Raw genomic sequence first — 20,869 nt, forward strand, 5'->3', positions numbered from 1 at the left:
GGTACGGGCCCGGGGGCGGGCGGGCCCCCGGGCCGGGTCTCAGCGGCTGTGGCGCCTGCGCAGCGCCGCGGCCCCGGAGAGGCCGAGGGCGAGCAGCGCGGCGGTGCCCGCGACGGCCGAGGCCGCGGTCACCGGGCCGCTGCTGTCGTCCGCCGTTGCACCGGCCGCGACGGGCTGCGGACGCGCCGCGACGGTTGCGCCGTCCGTAACCTCCGGCGGGCCGTAGCCACCCGCGGCGCCGCGCCGGTCGTACGCGGAGCCGGGCAGCTTGTCGCCGTACGCCTTCGCCACCCGCTTCTGGTAGGCGGCGACGGTGGTGCCGCCCGCGCCGATGGCCTTGCGCGCCTCGGCGTCCAGCGGCCGGACGCGGTCGCCACGCTGCTCGTACCAGGCGTTGATCTGCGGCTCCTGGAAGACCGTGCCGCCGTCCGCCGCCGCGCTGTAGCGGGCCTCGTCGTCGCCGGTCGCGATGTTGACGACCTTCCATGCGCCACGGGTCCGCGCCGTCCACACGGACGCCTTCTGCCCGTCGGCGGAGACCGCGGTGCTGGCCAGGTACTCCAGCCGGGAGACCGGGGCCCCTGCCTTGCCGCGTACGAAGTCGGGCGAGAGGACGTACACCGGCACCGTCCGTCCCTCGATCCGCGGCTGCGCCTTGGCCGCGGCGACCGCGCCGTCGCGGGCGAAGAAGCGGGAGAGCGTGGTGAGGGTGTCCGGCGCGGTGGCCGCCGCGCGGGCCTCGGTGACGGCGGGGGCGGCGGGTGCGGGCGGCGGCGCGGGGGTGGCGGCCAGCGCGCTCTGCGGCGCGAGGCCGAGGAGGGCGGCGGCGAGCGTGCCGGTGGCGGCGGCCCGTACGGCGGTGCGGCGGGCCGGGGTGCCGCGCCCGGTGGCGGATGCGGCCGGAGCGCTGCGCTCGGTCATGTCAGGCTCCGATCCGGTAGAGCGAGTGGGTCCAGGAGAATTCGCTGCCGTCGACGTAGTAGTTGTAGTCGCCCCAGTTGTAGCGGTTGTTGGACCCCCACGGGTCACCCCAGTAGACCCAGTGGTTCGCGGTGTCGAAACCGTAGATCACGTGCATGTGCCCGCCGCCCGAGGACCACTGGATACGGGTCTCGACGGGGCGGCCCGCGTTGATCTCGTTCTGGACGGTGCTGTAGTTCAGGTAGCCGGAGACGTAGGAGCCGCGGTTGATGCCGGCCCAGTCGAGCGCGTTCTGCACGTTGCCGAGTGTGGCCTGGTTGTTGGGGCAGGTGGTGCCCTGCTGCCGGTTGAAGGCCGCGTTGCAGAACTGGTTCTGGCTGTAGCGCCTGCCGTAGAAGGTGGCGATGGTGTTGCCGGAGGCGGCCCAGCACCAGTTGGTCTTCTCCTGGGCCTGCATGGTGATGTTGAGCCGGTTGGCGGCCGCCACCGCGTGGGGGGCGGTGGCTGCCGTGCCGGTGGGGGCGGGCGCGGCGGTGGCCGGTGCGGCGGGTACGGCGGTCAGCGCGGCGGCCGACAGTGCCGCGGCCGACAGCCATCTGCGGCGCGTGCCGCGCCGGTGTGGTGCGAAGGTCATCGCGTTCCTCCCGAACGAGGGGGTTGTTACGGAGGAGCGCATCCGGATGCTGGTCAGGAGCATCGGGTGTTGTCGGGAGCAGGTCAACACGCTTCAATGCGGGGTGACATGGGGGTGTGGACGTCCGGTCCCGGGTGTGAACGGCCCGCGCCCGGCGTACTGCAGCGGACAGGCAGGGCCAGCGCACGGTGTGAAGTCCGGTTGTGAACGTTCACCGCGCGCGCCGAAGGGTTGGGCGATGACACAGCACACGACGCAACATCCACCTCACACACCTCGTGAGTTCCATGAAATGCACCGGAAACCCGCACACCAGACACCTCGGACACATCCGGAAACCAGTCCGGTATCACCACAATTGACCGAGCTGGCACAGGTGCTGCAGACCGGCCCGTTCCACCTGGCCCTGCGGGCCGCCCTGGCCGCCCGCGGGCTGGCCCTGCACCGCGTCCAGCACAAGCTGGCACAGCGCGGGATCAAGGTCGGAGTGACGAGCCTGAGTTACTGGCAGCAGGGGGCGCGGCGCCCCCAGCGCCCCGAGTCGCTGCGCGCCGTACGGGCCCTGGAGGAGGTCCTGGAGCTGCCCGCACACTCCCTGCACCGGCTGCTGGTCCCCGAGAACGGTGCACGGCCCGAGACGAAGGAGCGCCCCGCCGCCCGCTCCTACCGCACGCTCTTCGACCCCTCCGACGTCCTGCACCAGCTCCTGGCCGAACTGGAGGCCCCCACCGACGGAGGACTGCACACGGTCGGCCACCACGAGTGGGTGCACATCGGGGCCGCCCGCGAGATGAGCGGGCGCCGCTCCCTCCAGGTGGTGCGCGCCCACCGGGACGGCGTGGACCGCTACATCGCCATCCACCAGGGCGACGCGGGCTGCGACACGTCCCGGGTGGTCGTCACGGCCGGGGAGAACTGCCGGCTGGGGCGGGTCCGCCGGCACGCCGCCACCGCCATGGTGGTCGCCGAGCTGCTCTTCGACGTCCGGCTGCGCTCGGGCGACACCCATGTCTTCGGCTACACCTTCGAGGACGGCAGCGGCGGCCAGAGCGCGGAGTACGTACGCGGCTTCCGCTTCGCCGGCGGCCAGTACGTCCTCCAGGTGTGCTTCGACGAGACGGCCCTGCCGGTACGCTGCCGCCGCTTCACCCGGACGAAGGCGGGCGCGCCGCGCTCGGGGCAGCAGGAGCTGACGCTGAGCGGGCAGCACCGGGCCGTACACCTGGTGGAGCAGGGCGTACGGCCCGGGATCGTGGGGATCGGCTGGGACTGGGGGTGATCCGGACGGCCGCCGTCCGGAGCCGTTGTGCCGTTACGGGGTGGGCTCGGCGCCGGTGGCCGAAACGCCCGACGCCCCGGTGGCTGGAATACCCGACGCGTCGGCGTCCGCGGCGGCCGTGCTGCCGCCCAGGGCGCCCGCGGCCGCCGCGTTGTGCGCGACGCGCTGCTCCAGCATGGCGATCTTCCCGTCGAGCGGGCGGTCCATCCCCGGCCACACGTCGGCCCGGATGCTGACCTGGACGCGCGGCACCCGGGCCGCGACCGCCTCGGTCGCGCGCTTGACGACGTCCATGACCTCGTCCCAGTCCCCCTCGATCATCGTGTACATGGAGTCCGAGCGGTTCGGCAGCCCGGACTCCCGGATGATCTTGATGGCGTCGGCGACGTACGCCGCGCCGTTCTCCTCCACGCCCATGGGCGTCAGGGCGAAGGCAATGAGCACGGTCTTCCTCTCGTCGTACGGGATGGGGCGGCCCGGCGGCGGGCCGCGACACGGCACCGTCACCCGGTGTCGACATGTGCCGCCCGGTAGGCGCGTACCACGGGAGACCGGTAGGCATCCGCGATCCGCAGCAGATGCCGGACCTCCGCGCCGAGATCACCCGCGCCCGGTCCCGCGAGGTTGACCGTCTGGGCCTGCGGCGCCTCCCCGGTGCGCCGGGCGTGCAGCGCGGCCGCCAGCCAGCAGGCGGTGACGTGCGCGTCGGCCAGGTGGGCGGGGACGGGCTGCCCGTCCACGTGCCGGCGGACCCCGTCGAGGGTGGCCGGGGAGACGTAGTCGCGCAGCACGATCATCGCGTCGCGGATCTCGATGACCCGGCGGTACAGGCGCAGCTGGAGCGGCAGCACCGCGTCGCGCAGCCGGCTGCCCGGCCCGAGGACCACGTCCGGCGTCACCGCCGTCAGCTCCCGCCACAGCACGGCCAGCCCCCGGTAGGCCGTACGGTCCTGCCACAGCCGCCGGGCCCCGGCCGCCGCGGGCAGCGCCACGCCCGCCGCGATGAACAGCGCCTCCACGCCGGTGACCGGCGAGAACAGCGGGCCGAAGACCGGCGAACGGGTGAACAGGTAGCAGAGCTTGAGCACCCACAGCAGGGACGCCAGCAGGATGCCGGTGCCGAACAGGCGCAGCCCGTACCGCAGCAGCCGGGGCGCGCCGGTGCGGCCCTGGGCCCAGCAGACGAAGCCGCAGGTGGTGTCGGCCGTCAGGTGGAAGGCGAAGAAGACGTACCAGTAGGCGTCCGGCACGCTCGGGATGTCCGGCGACGGGGTGATCTGGTTGCGCGCGTGCGGCGGCCCGGTCACGTCCAGGACGACCAGCGCCGCCATGACCGCGAGGGCCGCGCCGAACACCAGGACCGTACGGCGCCGCCGCCCCGCGGCCTGGAAGATGAACCACAGCACGGCGGCGGCGTCCACGATGCTGAACAGGTGGGTGCTCAGATCGACCCAGTGCGCGCCGGGCACCAGCCGGGCCAGGACGGCGGTGACCGGCTCCAGGTGCATCGACATGGCCAGCGCGATCATCACGATGGCGAGCCACAGGGGGCGTTGCGCCCGGTCCGCCAGGCCGCGCGGGGCGCGGACCAGCACCACGGCCCACAGCGCGATGATCCCGGCGTTCTCCAGCCAGGCGAGGTCGGTCAGCCAGGTGAACACGGCGCTCCCGGATGCCGGGCGCCCGGCAGGCCCATGCCGGACGCCAGACCGCCGAGCGTGCCGGACAGCAGCGTCGGCGCGGGCACCCGCCCGGCGCCCTCCAGGATCAGGCTGGCGATCATCTCCGCCTCCTGCTCCTGCCGGTCGGAGTAGCGGGTACGGCCCAGGGCGCGCCGGATGGACCGCGGGTCCTCCACGTCGATGTGCCGGAAGAGCCGCTGGTCCTCGACGGCCGTGCGGTGGTCGCACACCAGGTGGCCGATCTCGTGGAGGATGATGTGCTCCTGGTGGAGCGGGCTGGTCCGGCCGTCGTAGAAGACGTAGTCGCCTTCCTCGGTGGCCAGCCACATGCCGGTCGGCATGCCCAGGCCGGTCGGGGTGGGCAGGGTCATCAGCCGCAGCGGACGGTCCCGGTCGGCGGCGAGCCGGGCGCACAGCTGCTGCGCGGAGAACGGCTCGGGCAGCGGTATCCCGTCGATCACGCGCCGGCAGCGGCGGCGCAGTCGCCTCCAGTGCATCGCGGGTGGTACTCCATGACGTGTGGGGACAGGAGGGCACATGACCCGGTAACGGCGCTCGGTCATGCCGCCCCCACAGGGCCGCGACCCGGAGATTCCGGCACGACGAGCCCCCCTCGCGCGTCATCGGCGCATCACGTCAGGCGATCGTAGATCTTCTTCCGGTCCCTTGTCAGGCCCCTGCCACCGAGCGGTCCGTTTCCGGCCAACCGCGCAGCGTCACCGGCCGGGGCCGCCCCGCAGCCCCGCGTCAGCCGGCGATCAGCTTGCCGCCCTGCGCCTTGACCGGCACCTCCGGCAGCGGCTTACTGGCGGGCCCCTGGATGACCTTGCCCGTCGTCACATCGAACCGGCTGCCGTGGCAGGGGCAGTTGCCCTGGTTGCGCTCGATCTTGTCCAGCACGCACCCCGCGTGGGTGCACTTGGCGCTGAAGCACTTGAACTGGCCCTTTTCGGGCTGCGAGACCAGCAGCCGGCTCTCGCGGTAGAGCTTGGCGCCGCCGACCGGCACCTCATCGGCGGCGCCCAGCGTGACGGGCTCGTCGGGCGTCGCGGACGCGCCGTCCGAACCGCCGCCGGAGCAGGCGGCGACACCGAAGCCCGCCGCGCCGACGAGCGCGGCCCCTCGCAGCACGGTACGGCGGGCGGGGGGCTGGCTCATCTCGTACTCCCGGATGCTCGGTCGGCGACGCTGCGTCACCGTGCGGCGTCGGCTCCCGACGATACCGGTACCGATCCGTCCGGTTCGGACTGCCCCGACCGGCCCTCGCCGGTGTCCGGAAGATGACCCTCCCGGCCCTTGAGCAGATCCCGTTCGATCTCCTCCAGGCTGCGGCCCTTGGTCTCCGGCAGCAGCTTGCGTACGAAGACGAAGGCGGCGAACGTCGTCACGGCGAAGAACAGGAAGTTGACGCCCGCTCCCCAGGCGCGCAGCAGCGACGGGAAGACCAGCGAGACCACCATGTTGAACAGCCAGTTGAACATCACGCACAGGCTCACCGCGGCAGCCCGGATCCGCATCGGGAACAGCTCCGGCAGCATCACCCACTGCACCGGGCCCCAGGAGATGGCGAAGGACGCGATGTACAGGGCGATGCCGAAGAGGGTGAGGGTGGACAGCGCGGCCCCGTAGCCGAGTCCGGACAGGTTGGTGGCGGCCAGGACGAGCATGGCCACGCACATGCCGAGCGCGCCGTACAGCAGCAGCGGCTTGCGCCCCTTGCGGTCGATCAGGCGCATGGCGGGCAGCGTCATGAGCATGTTGAGCAGCCCTATGCCGACGTTGGCGAGGATCGCCCCGTCGGAGCCGAAGCCGATGTCGGTGAGCAGCGTCGGCGCGTAGTAGATGATCGTGTTGATCCCGACGAAGTTCTGGAAGAAGACCAGCAGCATCCCGACCAGCAGGACCGGCCGCAGCCGGGGCGAGGCGAGGTCCTTGAGGGTCAGCGACCGGCTCTCGGCCCGCTCGATGCGCTCGGTCTCCTCGATCTCGGCCAGTTCGGCATCGGCCGCGGCGCCCGGGCCGCGCAGCCGCGCCAGCACCTGCCGCGCCTCCTCGCCGCGGCCCTTGCCGACCAGCCAGCGGGGGCTCTCGGGCTGGGTGATGATGCCGAGCGCGAGGATCGCGGCGGGCACCACGCCCAGGCCGATCATCCAGCGCCACGCCTCGGCCCCGGCGAGCAGGTAGTCGGTGACGTACGCGAGGAAGATGCCGACCGTGACCAGCAGCTGCATCAGCGAGGTCAGGCCGCCGCGCAGGTGCTTGGGCGCCAGCTCCGTCAGGTACAGCGGTACGACGACGGAGGCGATGCCCACGCCGGTGCCGATCACGAAGCGGAACGCGATCAGCGTCCAGGGGGTGGTGGCCAGGGAGGCGCCGAGGGTGCCGAGGATGAAGACGGCGGAGGCGGCGAGGATCAGCTTGCGCCGGCCCCAGGAGTCGGACAGCCGCCCGGACAGGCCCGCGCCGAGCATCGCGCCGACCAGCAGGCCGGAGACGACCATGCCCTCCAGGAGCGGGGTCAGCGCGATGTCGTTCTTGATGAAGAGCATGGCGCCGGAGATGACGCCGGTGTCATAGCCCCACAGGATGCCGCCGAGGGCGCCGAAGACCCAGATCAGGGCGTTCTTGATGCGTGCGGGCACGGCCGGTCACCCCTTCCGCGCGGGCTGCGGGCCCTGCGGCGCGATGTGGATCTTGCGGCCGGTGCCGGCCCGGAAGCGGGCCACTGCCTCGTCGAAGTCCTCCAGCCCGTACACGTCGCTGACCAGCGGATCGAGGTCGAGCCCGGCCGCCAGCACGTCGATGGCGGGCTGGAAGCTGTTGTGCACGGCCATCGAGCCGATGATGTCGATCTCGTGGTGGTAGACGAGGTACGGCGAGAACTTCGCGGAGCGGGCCGGGTCGGTGACGCCGAACTGGAGGAACGTGCCGCCCTTGCGGACCCGGCCCAGGCCGTCCTCGATGGCCGGGACGGCGCCGGTCGCGTCGATGACGACCTCGAAGCCGGGCTTCCGGCCGAGCTGGTCCGCGTCGGTGACGGCCGCGTCCAGGCCGAAGCTCTCGGCGAAGGCCAGCCGGTCCTTGTTGAGGTCCACGACGGACACGGAGGCGGCGCCCGCGGTACGCACCAGCGCGGCCATCATCAGGCCCATCGTGCCGGCGCCGTAGATCAGGTAGTGCTCGCCGGGGCGCCGGGGCAGCCGGTTCAGGCCGTGCACCGCGCAGGACAGCGGCTCGATCAGGCCCGCGGCGGCCTCGGAGAAGGACTCCGGGACGAGGTGGCAGCAGCGCGCGGGCACCGCGACCAGCTCGGCGAAACCACCCGCCTGGGTGACGCCGATCGCCTGGTAGTCCTCGCACAGGTTGGCGCGGCCGATGCGGCAGTAGTGGCAGGCGCCGCACGGCATGTTCGGGTTGACCGCGACCCGGTCGCCGACGGCGGGGCTGGTCACGCCCTCGCCCACGGCCACCACCTCGCCGGTCAGCTCGTGGCCGGGGATCAGCGGGTAGGGCACGGCGGGCAGCTCGCCGCCGAGGATGTGCATGTCGGTCCCGCACAGCCCGCACGAGGAGACGCGTACGACGACCTCCGCGGGTTCCGGCCGGGGATCGGGGACTTCGGTCAGGGCGGTACGGCCCGGCTCGGTGACCACGACAGCGCGCATGGCGCCTCCTCACGTCTTCGTGCGGTGTTTGCGGTGTTGCGGGTGTTGCGAGTGCTGCGGTTATTGCGGGTGCTGCGGGATGGGGTGGCGTGAACGTAACCCGCTGGTAAACGTTTGCGCAAGCGTTTACGTCTAGGCTGTGATGGACTACGTACGGCAGCGACCACCACCTGCCGGCGGAACAGGGCGACGGACTCGGGGAGACGGACCGGATGACGACGATGGTCGATGTGGCGCGGCGGGCGGGGGTCTCCGTGGCCACGGTCTCGCATGTGCTCAACGAGACCCGGCCGGTACGCCCCGACACCCGCGCCGCCGTCCTCGCGGCCATCGACGAGCTGGGCTACACCCACAACACGCTGGCCCGTTCGCTGGTCACCGCGCGCACCCGCTCCATAGGCCTGGCGGTCTCCGCGATCAGCAACCCGTACTTCACCGAGATCCTCCAGGGCGTCGAGGCCGGTGCCCTGGAGGCGGGCTACAGCCTGCTGATCGCCGATCCGCACGACGACCCCGCGCACGAGCAGAAGGTCGTGCGGCTGCTGCACGAGCGCCGGGTGGACGGCATGATCGTCGCGCCGTCCGCGGAGCCCGCGGGCATGGTGGACTACCTCACCCGGCGCAAGGTTCCGGCCGTCTTCCTCGACCGGCTCGTCGGTGACGCGCACGACCAGGTCTGCGCGGAGAACACCGCCCCGGTACGGCAGCTCGTCGAGCACCTCGCCGAGCTGGGCCACACCCGGATCGGGCTGGTGGCCGGGCTGCCCGGGCTGAGCACCACCACGGAGCGCGTCCAGGGCTACCGCGAGGGGCTGCGCGCCCGCGGCCTGCCCTTCGCCCCCGAACTGCTCGCGGGCGGCAACTCCGAGGCGGAGGGCGCCGAGGACGCCACCCGGCACCTGCTGGCCGCCCCCGAACCGCCCACCGCGATCATCACCGCCAACAACGCGATGACGATCGGCACCCTGCGCGCGCTGCGCGACCTCGGCCTCGACGTGCCCCGCGACATCGCCCTGGCCTGCTTCGACGACTTCTCGTGGGCGGACCTGTTCGCCCCGCGTCTGACGGCGATCTCGCAGCCCAGCAAGGAGATCGGGGCCGCCGCGGTCCGGCTGCTCCTGGAGCGGCTGGAGGACCCGGAGCGCCCGCCGCGCACCCTCCGGCTGCCCTGTACGTATGTGCACCGCGAATCCTGCGGCTGCACCGGCGCCGGCCGCTGACCGGCCCCTCCCCCACCCCCAGAAAGGCCAGGACTGTCGTGATCGTCGTCGCCGGCGAGGCCCTGATCGACCTCGTGCCCAGCTCGCAATCGCCGTCCGGGGACGGGCCGTTGCCCGCGCTGCTGCCGCGCCGGGGCGGCGGCCCGTACAACACCGCCCTCGCCCTCGGACGGCTCGGCTCGCCCGCCGCGTTCTGCTCGCGGGTGTCCACCGACACCTTCGGGGAGGAGCTGCTGCGCGGGCTGCGCGCCGACGGCGTGAACATCTCGCTGGTGCAGCGCGGGCCCGAGCCCACCACCCTGGCCGTCGCGGACATCAGCCCGGACGGCTCGGCGGGTTACGGCTTCTACGCCGACGGCACCGCCGACCGGCTGTTCGCCCTTCCGCCCGAACTGCCGGACGCGACGCGGGCGGTGTCGTTCGGCACCTGCTCGCTGGTCCTGGAGCCGGGCGCGAGCGCCTACGAGTCCCTGATGCGCCGCTCGGCGCAGCGCGGCATCTTCACGGCGCTGGACCCCAACATCCGCGCCGGGCTGATCGCGGACGCGGACGCCTACCGCGCCCGCTTCCGCTCCTGGCTGCCGCACGTCACGCTGCTGAAGCTCTCGGAGGAGGACGCGGAGTGGCTGGCCGGATCGCAGGGCGTCGCGGCCGCGGTGAAGGACTGGCTGACGGCCGGTCCGGCGGCGGTGGTGCTCACGCGCGGCGGCGCCGGGCTGTCCGTACGGACGCCGGGCGGGGACGAGATCGCGGTGCCCGGGGAGCGGATCGAGGTCGCGGACACGATCGGCGCGGGCGACACGGTCAACGCGGCGCTGCTGCACCGCCTCGACGCGCACGGCGCCCTGTCCCCCGGCGCGCTCGCCGCCCTGTCCCCCGACGCCTGGCGCGACATCCTCGGTTTCGCGGCCCGCGCGGCGGCGCTGACCTGCTCCCGCCCCGGCGCGCAGCCGCCGTATGCGACGGAGCTGGTGGGGCCGGAGTGAGGGGGCGGCGGGTTCCGCAGCCGTAAGGGCCTGTGTCGTACGGGCGGTCCCGGCCGCCCGGGGCCTGCGCGACGACGGGCCGCCGCCCTCCCCGTACCACGGGTGGGGCGGCGGCCCGTCGGCCGTCGGCGGCGATCAGGCCCGGCGGGCCCGTGTCGCCTTCTTGGCGGCCGTCTTCGTGGCCGCCGCCTTCTTGGTGGCCGCGGGCTTGGCGGCCGTCTTCTTCGCCGTCGTCTTCGAAGCGGCTGCCTTGGTGGCCGTCTTCGCCGAAACGGTCCTCTTCGCCGTGGCCTTCGTCGCGGCGACGGTCTTCTTCGCCGCGCGCTTCCTCGTCCCGCCCGCCGTGGCCGGCTCCGCGTCGCTGACCCGGTCGCCCAGGATGTCCCGCAGGAACTTGCCGGTGTGGCTGGCCGGGACCGCCGCGACCTGCTCGGGCGTGCCCTCGGCGACGACCAGGCCGCCGCCGTTGCCGCCCTCGGGGCCCATGTCCACGATCCAGTCCGCGGTCTTGATCACGTCGAGGTTGTGCTCGATGACGATGACCGAGTTGCCCTTGTCGACCAGGCCGGACAGCACCTTGATCAGCTTGCTGATGTCGTCGAAGTGCAGACCGGTGGTGGGCTCGTCCAGGACGTAGACCGTACGGCCGGTGGAGCGCTTCTGCAGCTCGGAGGCGAGCTTGACGCGCTGCGCCTCACCGCCGGAGAGGGTCGGCGCGGACTGCCCGAGCCGGACGTAGCCCAGTCCGACCTCGGTGAGCGTCTTCAGGTGCCGGGCGATGCTCGGGACGGCCTCGAAGAAGCTCAGCGCCTCCTCGATCGGCATGTCCAGGACCTCGGCGATGGACTTGCCCTTGTAGTGGACCTCCAGGGTCTCCCGGTTGTAGCGCGCGCCGTGGCAGACCTCGCACGGCACGTACACGTCCGGCAGGAAGTTCATCTCGATCTTGATCGTGCCGTCGCCCGCGCAGTTCTCGCAGCGGCCGCCCTTGACGTTGAAGGAGAAGCGTCCCGGCAGATAGCCGCGGACCTTGGCCTCCATCGTCTCCGCGAACAGCTTGCGGACGTTGTCGAAGACGCCGGTGTACGTCGCGGGGTTGGAGCGCGGCGTACGGCCGATGGGCGACTGGTCGACGTGCACGACCTTGTCCACCTGGTCGTCGCCGGAGACCCGGACATGGCGGCCGGGCACCGACTTGGCGCCGTTCAGCTCGCGGGCCAGGTGGGTGTAGAGGATGTCGTTGACCAGCGTGGACTTGCCGGAGCCGGAGACGCCGGTGACCGCGGTGAGCACGCCGAGCGGGAAGGAGACGGTGATGTCGCGGAGGTTGTTCTCCTTCGCGCCGTGCACCGTCAGCTGCCGCGCCGGGTCGGCGGGCCGCCGCACCTCGGGCGTCACGATGGCCTTGCGGCCGGACAGGTACTGCCCGGTGACCGAGTCCTTGTTGGCCAGCAGCTCCTTCATGGGGCCGCTGTGCACGACCTTGCCGCCGTGCTCGCCGGCGCCCGGGCCGATGTCCACGACCCAGTCGGCGACCTTGATCGTGTCCTCGTCGTGCTCCACGACGATCAGCGTGTTGCCCATGTCGCGCAGGCGCACCAGCGTCTCGATGAGACGGTGGTTGTCGCGCTGGTGCAGGCCGATGGACGGCTCGTCCAGGACGTAGAGCACGCCGACCAGGCCGGAGCCGATCTGGGTGGCGAGCCGGATGCGCTGGGCCTCGCCGCCGGAGAGGGTGCCCGCGGCGCGGTTGAGCGAGAGGTAGTCCAGGCCGACGTCGACCAGGAACTTCAGCCGCTCGTTGACCTCCTTGAGGACCCGCTCGGCGATCTTCTTCTCGCGGGCGTCGAGCTTCATCTCGCGCAGGAAGTCGGCGCAGTCGCTGATCGACATGGCCGAGACCTCGGCGATCGAGCGGCCCTTGACCGTGACGGCCAGGACGATCGGCTTCAGGCGCGTGCCCTCACAGGTCGGGCAGGGCACCTCGCGCATGTAGCCCTCGAAGCGCTCGCGGCTGCTGTCGCTCTCCGCCTCCTGGTGGCGCCGCTTGACGAACGGCACGGCGCCCTCGAACGCGGTGGTGTACGAGCGCTCGCGGCCGTAGCGGTTGCGGTAGCGGACGTCGATCTGGGTGCGGTGGCCGTTGAGGATCGCCTTCTTGGCGCGCTGCGGCAGCCCGGCCCAGGGGATGTCCGTACGGAAGCCGAGGGCGTCGGCCAGGGCGCCGATCAGGCGGCCGAAGTACTCCTTGGTGTGGCCGTGCGACCAGGGGTGGACGGCGCCCTCGTCGAGGGACTTCTCCTCGTCCGGGATGATCAGCTCGGGGTCGACCTCCATGCGCGTACCGATGCCGGTGCAGTCGGGGCAGGCGCCGAAGGGCGAGTTGAAGGAGAAGGAGCGGGGCTCCAGCTCCTCGAACGACAGGTCGTCGCGCGGGCAGTACAGGTGCTCCGAGTACATCCGCTCGCGCTGCGGGTCGTCCTCGTCCAGGTCGACGAAGTCGAGGATGACCATGCCGCCCGAGAGGCCGAGCGCGGTCTCGACGGAGTCGGTCAGCCGGCGCTTGGCGCTGTCCTTGACGGTCAGGCGGTCCACGACCACCTCGATCGTGTGCTTCTCCTGCTTCTTGAGCTTGGGCGGGTCGGAGAGCTGGATCGTGACGCCGTCGACGCGGGCGCGGCTGTAGCCCTTGGTCTGGAGGTCGGAGAAGAGGTCCACGAACTCGCCCTTGCGCTCGCGCGCGAGCGGGGCGAGCACCTGGAAGCGGCTGCCCTCCGGCAGCTCCAGGACCTTGTCGACGATGGCCTGCGGCGACTGCCGGGCGATCGGGTCGCCGCACTCGGGGCAGTGCGGCTTGCCGATACGGGCGAACAGCAGGCGGAGGTAGTCGTAGACCTCGGTGATCGTGCCGACCGTCGAGCGCGGGTTGCGCGAGGTCGACTTCTGGTCGATCGAGACCGCGGGGGACAGGCCCTCGATGAAGTCCACATCGGGCTTGTCCATCTGCCCGAGGAACTGCCGGGCGTACGAGGAGAGCGACTCGACATAGCGGCGCTGCCCCTCGGCGAAGATCGTGTCGAAGGCGAGCGAGGACTTGCCCGACCCGGAGAGCCCCGTGAAGACGATGAGGGAGTCCCGCGGGAGGTCGAGCGAGACGTTGCGCAGGTTGTGCTCGCGAGCGCCACGGACGATGAGACGGTCGGCCACGCCGGTCGGCACCTTTCTGGAGAGGGGCGGGAGGCCGCGGCCCAGCTGCGTGCGGCCCTGACGGCGGCGGTCGGGCGAGCCGGTCGCTGCCGGTCGCCGGGCCGGGTGGGCACGGAAGCTGGGCGAGCCCCCGCCCCAGGGTATGGGGGCTGCCGCGGCAATGTCTTACTGATGCCACACACGAGCCTATAGCACGCGCATTCGAATTACGGTGTCCGTCGAAGCGCTTCACCCGAACGTGTGGTCGCCTCTGGACAACACACGACGCCCCGCCTCTCTTCCTGCCGATCACCGACAGGCCGCTCCCCCCTTCTCCCACGCCCCTGCGGCACCCCCGGTTCCCGCGGCCCAGGGCCGGAAGGAGCGGGAACCGGCGCCGGGGCGAAGGTGTCCGAAGTCACGGCCCGGGCAGCCGCTGTTCGATTTACGTACCGTCCGGCCCCGGCCGCTCCCCGCCACGGTCCGCCCGCTCTACAGCACCCGCGACAGCACGTCGAACGTGTGCAGCAACAGCTCCCTCTGTTCCGCGGCGATCTCCTCTACGGGGACACCGGCCATCTGGCGGCGGATGACCGTCGCGTACAAGGAGCGGTACGCGGCCACGGTCAGCGCCGCCGCCAGCCTCGGCCCGTGCTCGTCCGGCCCGGCGCCCTCGGCCTCCGCGAACAGTCCGGCGAGCGTGTTCTCGAACTCCTCCAGGGCCTCGCGCCCGCGGGCCTGCAGAGCCGCCGAGTCCACCAGCACCTGCCACCAGTAGCGGTCCCAGAACCCGACGCCCGCGAGCGGGTGCCCCTGCCGCAGCAGGTCGAGCGCGAGGCGGTGCAGCGCCTCCAGCGGCGCGACACCCTCGTCCCGCTCCCGTACGGCCCGCGTGACCAGCGCGAAGGCCTCGGGGATGCGGTCGAGGAAGAGGTCTTCCTTGCGGGGGAAGTAGTTGAAGACGGTCATCGTCGAGACCTCGGCGGCGCGGGCGACCTCGGCGACGGTGACCTGCTCGAAGCCGCGCGCGACGAAGAGCCGGGTGGCTTCGCCGGAGATCCGTTCCCGGGTCCGGATCTTCTTCAGCTCGCGCAGCGAGAGTCCGTCGCCGCCCGCCGGCGCCCGGCCGCCACCGCCGCGCCCCGCCTGGTCCCGCACGTCATCAGCCATGCACGGAATTTTATCCGAAACAAACTTTTAGTGACTACAATCATTCGCATGAACCTGGAGAACAGCGGGGGAACCGCTCCCCGAACGGACGTGGTGATCGCGGGCGCCGGGCCCGTCGGACTGATGCTCGCCTGCGAACTCGCCCTGCGCGGGGTGCGGGTCGTCGCGCTGGAGCGGCTGACCGAGGTGGACGAGACGATCAAGGCGGGCGGCATCAACACGCCCAGCGCGGAGGCCTTCTACCGCCGCGGACTGCTGCCCGCGCTCGCCGACATACAGAAGGAGGCCTTCGGCCGGTTCCACTCCTTCGTGCAGCAGCGGCAGGCGGCCGGGGCGAGCTCCGTACGCCCGGCGCCGAGGTTCGCCGGACACTTCGCGGGCATCATGCTGCGCGCCGACGGCCTGGACGCCTCCGATCCCGACTTCCACCGGGCCGGACCGGCGGACGGTGTCGGATTCATAGCGCAGCAGGCGCTGGAACGGCTGCTCGCCGAGCGCGCCGCCGGACTCGGCGTCGAGGTGCGCCGCGGCATGGAGGTGACCGGCTTCGACACGGACACGGACGGGGTGACGGTGCACGTCAGCGAGGCCGGAGAGGCCGGTGACGCAGGCGGGGAGGAGCTGCGGGCCGGCTGGCTGGTGGGCTGCGACGGCGGGCGCAGTACGGTCCGCAGGCTCGCCGGGTTCCCCTTCCCGGGCACCGATCCGGAGATCACCGGCCGTCAGGCGCTGGTGGAGATGACCGGCGCCGAGAAGCTCGGCATGGGCTGGAACGAGACGGAGAACGGCATTTACAGCCACGGCCCGGTGCCCGGCCGCATCCTCACCGTCGAGTTCGACGGCCCGCCCGCGGACCGTGCCGCCCCCATCACCCTGGAGGAGGTGCAGGCGAGCCTGCGCAAGGTCTCGGGCACCGATGTCACGGTCACCAAGGTGAACTCGGCCACCCGCTTCACCGACAACGCCCGCCAGGTCACCGAGTACCGCCGCGGGCGCGTCCTGCTGGCCGGTGACGCGGCGCACGTGCACTCGCCGTTCGGCGGCCAGGGGCTCAACCTGGGCATCGGGGACGCGATGAACCTGGGCTGGAAGCTGGCCGCGACGGTCCACGGCCACGCGCCGGACGGGCTGCTGGACACCTACACCGCCGAGCGGCACCCGATCGGCGCGTGGGTGCTGGAGTGGACCCGCGCCCAGATCGCGGCGATGCGGCCGACGCCGCACTCCCGCGCCCTGCGCAAGGTGGTCACCGAGCTGACCGGCACGGTCGACGGCACCACGTACTTCGTCAAGAAGATCTCCGGGGTGTGGCAGCGCTACGACCTGCCCGGCGAGCACCCGCTGACCGGCCGCAGCGCCCCCGACCTGGCCTTCTCCGACGGCTCCCGGCTCGCCGCGCACCTGGAGGACGGGCGGGGGCTGCTGATCGCCCTCACCGACGACCCCGCCCTGGCCGGCCGGGCCGCCGAGTACGCCGCCGGGTACGCGGACCGGCTGCGCGTGGTGACCGCCCGCTGCCCGGACCATCCGGAACTGGCCGGGCTGCTGGTGCGGCCGGATGGGGTGGTGGCTTGGGGGGCGGGTACGGCTGATACGGCCGACACGGCTGGTACGGCTGGTACGGCGGCCGTCACCCGTACGGCAGCGGCCGCCACCCTTACGGCTCCCGCCGCCACCCGTACGGCTCCTGCCACCGCTGCCTGCACGGTGGACGAACTGGCCGCTCTTGAGGATGCGTTGCGCTGGTGGTTCGGTGCTCCTGATCGGACGGCCGCTTCCGACGGGGCGCCCGCTCCCGACAGGGCGGCCGGGTAACGGCCGCGGCCCCGGCCGGTCCGTTTCGGCGGGCCCGGCCGGGTCCGGGCCACGCCGTTCGCGCCGCCCGCGTACCCCGGTATCCGTGCGGACCGACTCCCGCGGAGGCCACGGCGGCGCTAGCTTCGGACCATGACCGACAACGCGCCCCCCGCCACGCCGGATTTCGCGCAGGACGCCGCCGCCGTCCGCGAAGCGACCGACCGACTGCTCGTCTCCGCCGGGAAGTTGGACGACGCGGCGATCGGAGAACCGTCACTGCTGCCCGACTGGACCCGCGGCCACCTGCTCGCCCATGTGGCCCGCAACGCCGATGCCCTGGTCAACCTGCTGACCTGGGCGCGTACCGGCGTCCGCACCCCGATGTACGCCAGCGCCGAGGCCCGCGAGGCCGACATCGCCGCCGGTGCCGACCGGCCGCTCGCCGTGCACCTGGACGATCTGCGCTCCAGCGCCGATCGTTTCGACGCGGCAGCGGCGGCGCTGCCGCCCGCCCGCTACTCGTACGAGCTGGAGATGCGCAACGGCGTCATCGAACGCGCCGCCCGGCTGCCGTTCCGCCGTCTGGCCGAGGCCGAGCTGCACCGTATCGACCTGGGCGTCGGCTACGGGATCGAGCAGCTGCCGACCGCCTTCGTCGACGCGGAACTGGCGTTCCTGACGGGTGTGAAGTTCGCCGGCCACATCGACGTACCGGCCGTGGAGCTGCGCGCGCCCGACGGGCGGCGGTGGCGTACCGGCCGTACGGAGCACACGGGCGTGGTCACCGAGGACACCGGGGACGTCCCGTACGTGGTGGTGTCCGGGCCGCCCGCCGAACTGGTCGGCTGGCTCACCGGCCGCGCCAAAGGCACCGGACTCGACACCCGGGGCGGCCCCCTTCCGGCCGTTCCCCCGCTTTAGGGTGGGCGCATGAGCTACACGGGAGCAGTGAAGGTCGGCGGACCGGCCGACGTGCACGAGTTGGCCGACCTGATGATCTCCAAGGTCGCGGTGGGCCCGATGGACAACAACGCCTATCTGCTGCGCTGCCGCGCGACCGGCGAACAGCTGCTGATCGACGCCGCCGCCGAGCCGCGCACCCTCCTCAACCTGATCGGCGACAGCGGTATCGCCGCCGTGGTGACCACCCATCAGCACGGTGACCACTGGGGCGCGCTGCGCGAGGTGGTGGACGCGACGGGCGCCCGTACATACGCGGGCCGGTACGACGCCGAGGGCATCCCCGTACCGACCGACGTACCCGTCGAGGACGGCGACACCATCGCCGTCGGCCAGGTGCGGCTGACCGCCCGCCACCTGGTCGGCCACACCCCCGGCAGCATCGCCCTGATCTACGACGACCCGCACGGGCACCCGCACGTCTTCACCGGTGACTGCCTCTTCCCGGGCGGTGTCGGCAACACGTGGAACGATGCGAAGGCGTTCGCCAGTCTCCTCGACGACGTCTCGGCCAAGCTGTTCGACCGGCTGCCGGACGAGACCTGGGTCTACCCGGGCCACGGCTCGGACACCACGCTCGGCGCGGAGCGCCCGCACCTCGCCGAGTGGCGCGAACGCGGCTGGTGACGTCCGGACTGGCCGTCGTCACTGTCCGACAGCGAGGGAGGCCCCGCGGTGTGCTCGCGGGGCCTCCCTGGCCGCGCCGGGGCGGGCGGCCGCCCGTCCGGACCGTGGGTCAGGCGTCTATGACGTCCTTAGCACCCTTGGCATCCTTGGCGTCCTTGGCGCCTTCCTTGGCCGCGGCGGCCTCCGCCTCCGCCCGCGCCTGCTTCTTCGAGGCCCGCAGGCTCGTGATCGTCGTGACGACAAGGACGGCGCAGATGACGCCGAGCGAGACCGGGATGCTGATCTCGGGGACGCTCACGCCCGACTCGTGCAGGGCGTGCAGCACCAGCTTCACGCCGATGAACCCGAGGATGACCGACAGGCCGTACGAGAGGTGCACCAGCTTCTTCAGCAGGCCGCCGATGAGGAAGTACAGCTGCCGCAGGCCCATCAGGGCGAAGGCGTTGGCGGTGAAGACGATGTACGGATCCTGGGTGAGGCCGAAGATCGCCGGGATCGAGTCCAGCGCGAACAGCACGTCGGTGGTGCCGATCGCCAGCATGACGATCAGCATTGGCGTCATCAGGCGCCGCCCGTTCTCGACCACGAACAGCTTGGTGCCGTGGTACCGGTCGGTCGACGGGAACCGCTTCTCGACCATCTTCAGGAAGCGGTTCTCCTCGAACTCCTCGTCCTGCTCCTCCGCGCGCGCCTCCTGGATGAGCTTCCAGGCCGTCCAGATGAGGAACGCGCCGAAGAGGTAGAACACCCACGAGAAGTTGGCGATGATCGCGGCACCCGCGCCGATGAACCCGGCGCGCAGCACCAGCGCTATCAGCACACCCACCATCAGCACCCGCTGCTGGTAGATGGTCGGCACCGCGAACTTCGCCATGATCAGGACGAAGACGAAGAGGTTGTCGACGCTCAGCGACTTCTCGGTGATGAAGCCCGCGAAGAACTCACCGGCCGGCTGCCCGCCGCCGAAGACCAGCAGGCCGAGCCCGAAGAGCGCGGCGAGCGCGACCCAGACGGCGGTCCAGATGCCGGCCTCCTTGAGGGAGACCTCGTGCGGTTTGCGGCCGCCGATGAAGAAGTCGGCGGTGATCAGGGCGCACAGACCGACGATGGTCAGCACCCACAGGGTCAGGGAAACGTCCACTGCTCCTCCGGCAGAGTCGTACGGCACTCACAGCGTCGTCGCTGCCGGAGGTCTCTTCCACCCGAGAGCGCCGATGACGCGCTCCCCGAGCCGGGCCGACGCCCCGGGATCTGGTCAGTGGTGCGATCCGTGATGACGGGGACGTCGCGCAGGAATACTCCCCTCCGCACCTAGAGAGTAAAGGAAAGGCAATGTGAAGTAAAGGGTTGGGCAAAGGTGCTGGTCGGAGGCTCTTGGGTTGTCGCTGTTGAGGTGGCTGTGGCCTCGGCCTAAGGGGCGGGGCTCGTCTTGGCGGCGACGGATCCCGTCTTGGTGGCGCCTCAGCTCTCCCTCGTACGGCTGTGGCCGCGCGCCCGGCGGGCCTCGGCCAGGTCGGCCAGGACCTGCCGGAGCACGTGGCTGCCCTGCGGCACGCGCGACGGCTCGTACGTCCAGGCGTGCCCGACCCAGGGGTCGGCGAGGTGGGCGTCCGGAACCGGCGTGATCCGCAGCAGGGAACGCCACAGCGGGTCCAGTACCGGCCCGTAATCGCGTGCCTCCGCCCGGTCGGCGACCATCAGCAGGTGCACGCCGACCGACGGGCCCTCGTCCGCCAGGTAGCGGAGCTGGTTGACGGCGCGGTCGTCGAAGCCGTGCGGGAAGTCGTGGACGATCAGCAGCTGCTCCGCCGTGTCCAGGTCGGGCGGCAGCGACTCGGCGGCCTGGTTGCGTACCGCCATCTGTACGAGATCCACGCGCCGGGTCAGTTCGCCGAGCACCGCGGCCACGCCCTGCGCCCCGGCGGCCGGGGGCTCGCGGAGCGCACCCGTCTCCACCAGCGGCGCCAGCGCGGGTGCCGCCGCACCGGCCGGGTCGATGACCTGGAGAGTGAGCTCACCGGCCGGGTGGGCGGCCAGCAGACGGGCGGCGAGCGTGACGGCGGTGTCCATCGCCCGGCGCCGCACCTCGGCGGCGTCAAAGCTGTCAGACCCGAAGGCATCCGCTCCAAATGCGTCCGGTCCGAAGGCATCCGCCCCGAAAGCATCTGGCCCGAAGCCGTCCGCGGTCGCGTCGGGCGCGCCCTCGCCGCGGAACATCTCGGGCTGTCCGCTGTCGATCCACAGGCCGCGGTTCATCGGCAGCCGTACGAGCATGGGAACGCGCAGGTCCGGGCACTCCGGCAGGCGCAGGTCACCGAGGCGTACGGCGATCGGGTACTCGCCCGGCACCTGGTAGCCGTGCCAGACGGGGCTGCTCCAGTCCGCGAGGGCGGGCGGCAGCGCGGGCTCGACGACCTCGGCCTCGGCGGTGAGCTGGGCGAGGTCCCGGTCGAGCACCTCGCGGGCCTGGGCCGCGAGACGGGCGTGCTTGTCATGCGCGGCGGCGCGGGCGGCGTCGGCGGCGGGCCCGACGCGGTTGCCGGGGTCGGCGTTGACCGCGTCCAGTTCCTTGGCCAGGCGGGACTGGGCGAAGCCCATGGCGCTGCGGTAGGCGGCGACGGTCCGGGACAGGTCCTCGAACATGCCCCAGACCTGGTTGTAGAGCCGCTCGTCGGCAGTCCGGCCCGGGGCGTCACCGGCCACTGGGGTGGTGGGTGCTTCGTTGGCAGTGGGGGTGGGGGC

16 protein-coding genes and 2 pseudogenes are annotated in these 20,869 nt (G+C 72.1%); 6 read left to right on the forward strand and 12 right to left on the reverse strand.

The annotated features are described in order from the left end of the window. Positions 1 to 39: 39 nt before the first annotated feature. Together IH45_RS0138460 and IH45_RS0138465 are read right to left on the reverse strand one after the other, a co-directional pair. Positions 40 to 921: a hypothetical protein gene (locus IH45_RS0138460; protein ID WP_030680149.1), complete on the reverse strand. Its 882-nt coding sequence runs from the start codon at positions 919 to 921 to the stop codon at positions 40 to 42. Position 922: 1 nt separating this feature from the next. Beyond that, positions 923 to 1,555: a papain-like cysteine protease family protein gene (locus IH45_RS0138465; RefSeq protein WP_030680151.1), complete on the reverse strand. Its 633-nt coding sequence runs from the start codon at positions 1,553 to 1,555 to the stop codon at positions 923 to 925. A 358-nt stretch (positions 1,556 to 1,913) separates the two neighbouring features. On the opposite strand from IH45_RS0138465, the gene IH45_RS0138470 reads away from it, so the two are divergent. Then, positions 1,914 to 2,834 carry a hypothetical protein gene (locus IH45_RS0138470; protein WP_030680163.1) on the forward strand — a complete coding sequence of 307 codons (921 nt, stop codon included), beginning with the start codon at positions 1,914 to 1,916 and terminating at the stop codon, positions 2,832 to 2,834. A gap of 156 nt (positions 2,835 to 2,990) precedes the next feature. Here IH45_RS0138470 and IH45_RS0138475 read toward each other — a convergent pair. From IH45_RS0138475 to IH45_RS0138500, 6 genes and pseudogenes are all read right to left on the reverse strand, one after another. After that, positions 2,991 to 3,278, reverse strand: a pseudogene (locus tag IH45_RS0138475) (MTH1187 family thiamine-binding protein); the annotation flags it as partial. A gap of 59 nt (positions 3,279 to 3,337) precedes the next feature. Continuing rightward, positions 3,338 to 4,495, reverse strand: a complete 1,158-nt coding sequence (locus IH45_RS0138480) for an MAB_1171c family putative transporter (protein WP_030680168.1) — start codon at positions 4,493 to 4,495, stop codon at positions 3,338 to 3,340. Continuing rightward, positions 4,480 to 5,013: an ImmA/IrrE family metallo-endopeptidase gene (locus tag IH45_RS0138485; RefSeq protein ID WP_030680171.1), complete on the reverse strand. Its 534-nt coding sequence runs from the start codon at positions 5,011 to 5,013 to the stop codon at positions 4,480 to 4,482. The genes IH45_RS0138480 and IH45_RS0138485 overlap by 16 nt, the downstream gene beginning before the upstream one ends. Positions 5,014 to 5,263: 250 nt before the next feature. Beyond that, positions 5,264 to 5,674, reverse strand: a complete 411-nt coding sequence (locus IH45_RS0138490) for a Rieske (2Fe-2S) protein (protein WP_030680174.1) — start codon at positions 5,672 to 5,674, stop codon at positions 5,264 to 5,266. A gap of 35 nt (positions 5,675 to 5,709) precedes the next feature. After that, the gene (locus IH45_RS0138495) at positions 5,710 to 7,158 is read right to left on the reverse strand and encodes a sugar porter family MFS transporter (RefSeq protein WP_030680176.1); all 1,449 of its coding nucleotides are present in this window, start codon (positions 7,156 to 7,158) and stop codon (positions 5,710 to 5,712) included. A gap of 6 nt (positions 7,159 to 7,164) precedes the next feature. Beyond that, positions 7,165 to 8,181, reverse strand: coding sequence for a zinc-dependent alcohol dehydrogenase family protein (locus tag IH45_RS0138500; protein WP_030680179.1), 1,017 nt, complete (start codon positions 8,179 to 8,181; stop codon positions 7,165 to 7,167). A gap of 212 nt (positions 8,182 to 8,393) precedes the next feature. Here IH45_RS0138500 and IH45_RS0138505 point away from each other — a divergent pair, with 212 nt between their 5' ends. Then, positions 8,394 to 9,401, forward strand: coding sequence for a LacI family DNA-binding transcriptional regulator (locus tag IH45_RS0138505; protein ID WP_030680182.1), 1,008 nt, complete (start codon positions 8,394 to 8,396; stop codon positions 9,399 to 9,401). A 38-nt stretch (positions 9,402 to 9,439) separates the two neighbouring features. Further along, complete coding sequence (locus IH45_RS0138510; protein WP_030680184.1) at positions 9,440 to 10,387, forward strand: carbohydrate kinase family protein; 948 nt, start codon at positions 9,440 to 9,442, stop codon at positions 10,385 to 10,387. Positions 10,388 to 10,522: 135 nt separating this feature from the next. On the opposite strand, the gene uvrA is transcribed toward IH45_RS0138510, so the two are convergent. Then, positions 10,523 to 13,594: an excinuclease ABC subunit UvrA gene (uvrA, locus tag IH45_RS0138515; RefSeq protein WP_030680187.1), complete on the reverse strand. Its 3,072-nt coding sequence runs from the start codon at positions 13,592 to 13,594 to the stop codon at positions 10,523 to 10,525. Between the two features lie 471 nt (positions 13,595 to 14,065). After that, positions 14,066 to 14,743, reverse strand: coding sequence for a TetR/AcrR family transcriptional regulator (locus tag IH45_RS0138520; RefSeq protein ID WP_030680190.1), 678 nt, complete (start codon positions 14,741 to 14,743; stop codon positions 14,066 to 14,068). Positions 14,744 to 14,791: 48 nt separating this feature from the next. On the opposite strand from IH45_RS0138520, the gene IH45_RS0138525 reads away from it, so the two are divergent. The 3 genes from IH45_RS0138525 to IH45_RS0138535 all read left to right on the forward strand — a co-directional run bounded on the left by IH45_RS0138525 (position 14,792) and on the right by IH45_RS0138535 (position 18,127). Further along, on the forward strand, positions 14,792 to 16,558 hold the full coding sequence (locus tag IH45_RS0138525) for an FAD-dependent oxidoreductase (RefSeq protein ID WP_050515482.1): 1,767 nt from the start codon (positions 14,792 to 14,794) through the stop codon (positions 16,556 to 16,558). A 132-nt stretch (positions 16,559 to 16,690) separates the two neighbouring features. After that, positions 16,691 to 17,461 (forward strand): maleylpyruvate isomerase family mycothiol-dependent enzyme, encoded by a 771-nt coding sequence (locus tag IH45_RS0138530; RefSeq protein WP_030680194.1) that lies wholly within the window; start codon positions 16,691 to 16,693, stop codon positions 17,459 to 17,461. 9 nt (positions 17,462 to 17,470) lie between these two features. Further along, positions 17,471 to 18,127: an MBL fold metallo-hydrolase gene (locus IH45_RS0138535; protein ID WP_030680196.1), complete on the forward strand. Its 657-nt coding sequence runs from the start codon at positions 17,471 to 17,473 to the stop codon at positions 18,125 to 18,127. A gap of 109 nt (positions 18,128 to 18,236) precedes the next feature. On the opposite strand, the gene IH45_RS0138540 is transcribed toward IH45_RS0138535, so the two are convergent. Together IH45_RS0138540 and IH45_RS0138545 are read right to left on the reverse strand one after the other, a co-directional pair. Continuing rightward, positions 18,237 to 19,268, reverse strand: coding sequence for a TerC family protein (locus tag IH45_RS0138540; protein WP_030680199.1), 1,032 nt, complete (start codon positions 19,266 to 19,268; stop codon positions 18,237 to 18,239). Positions 19,269 to 19,588: 320 nt separating this feature from the next. Further along, positions 19,589 to 20,869, reverse strand: a pseudogene (locus IH45_RS0138545) (TerD family protein); the annotation flags it as partial.

Source organism: Streptomyces rimosus subsp. rimosus (assembly GCF_000720725.1).
GTDB classification, from domain to species: domain Bacteria; phylum Actinomycetota; class Actinomycetes; order Streptomycetales; family Streptomycetaceae; genus Streptomyces; species Streptomyces rimosus_A.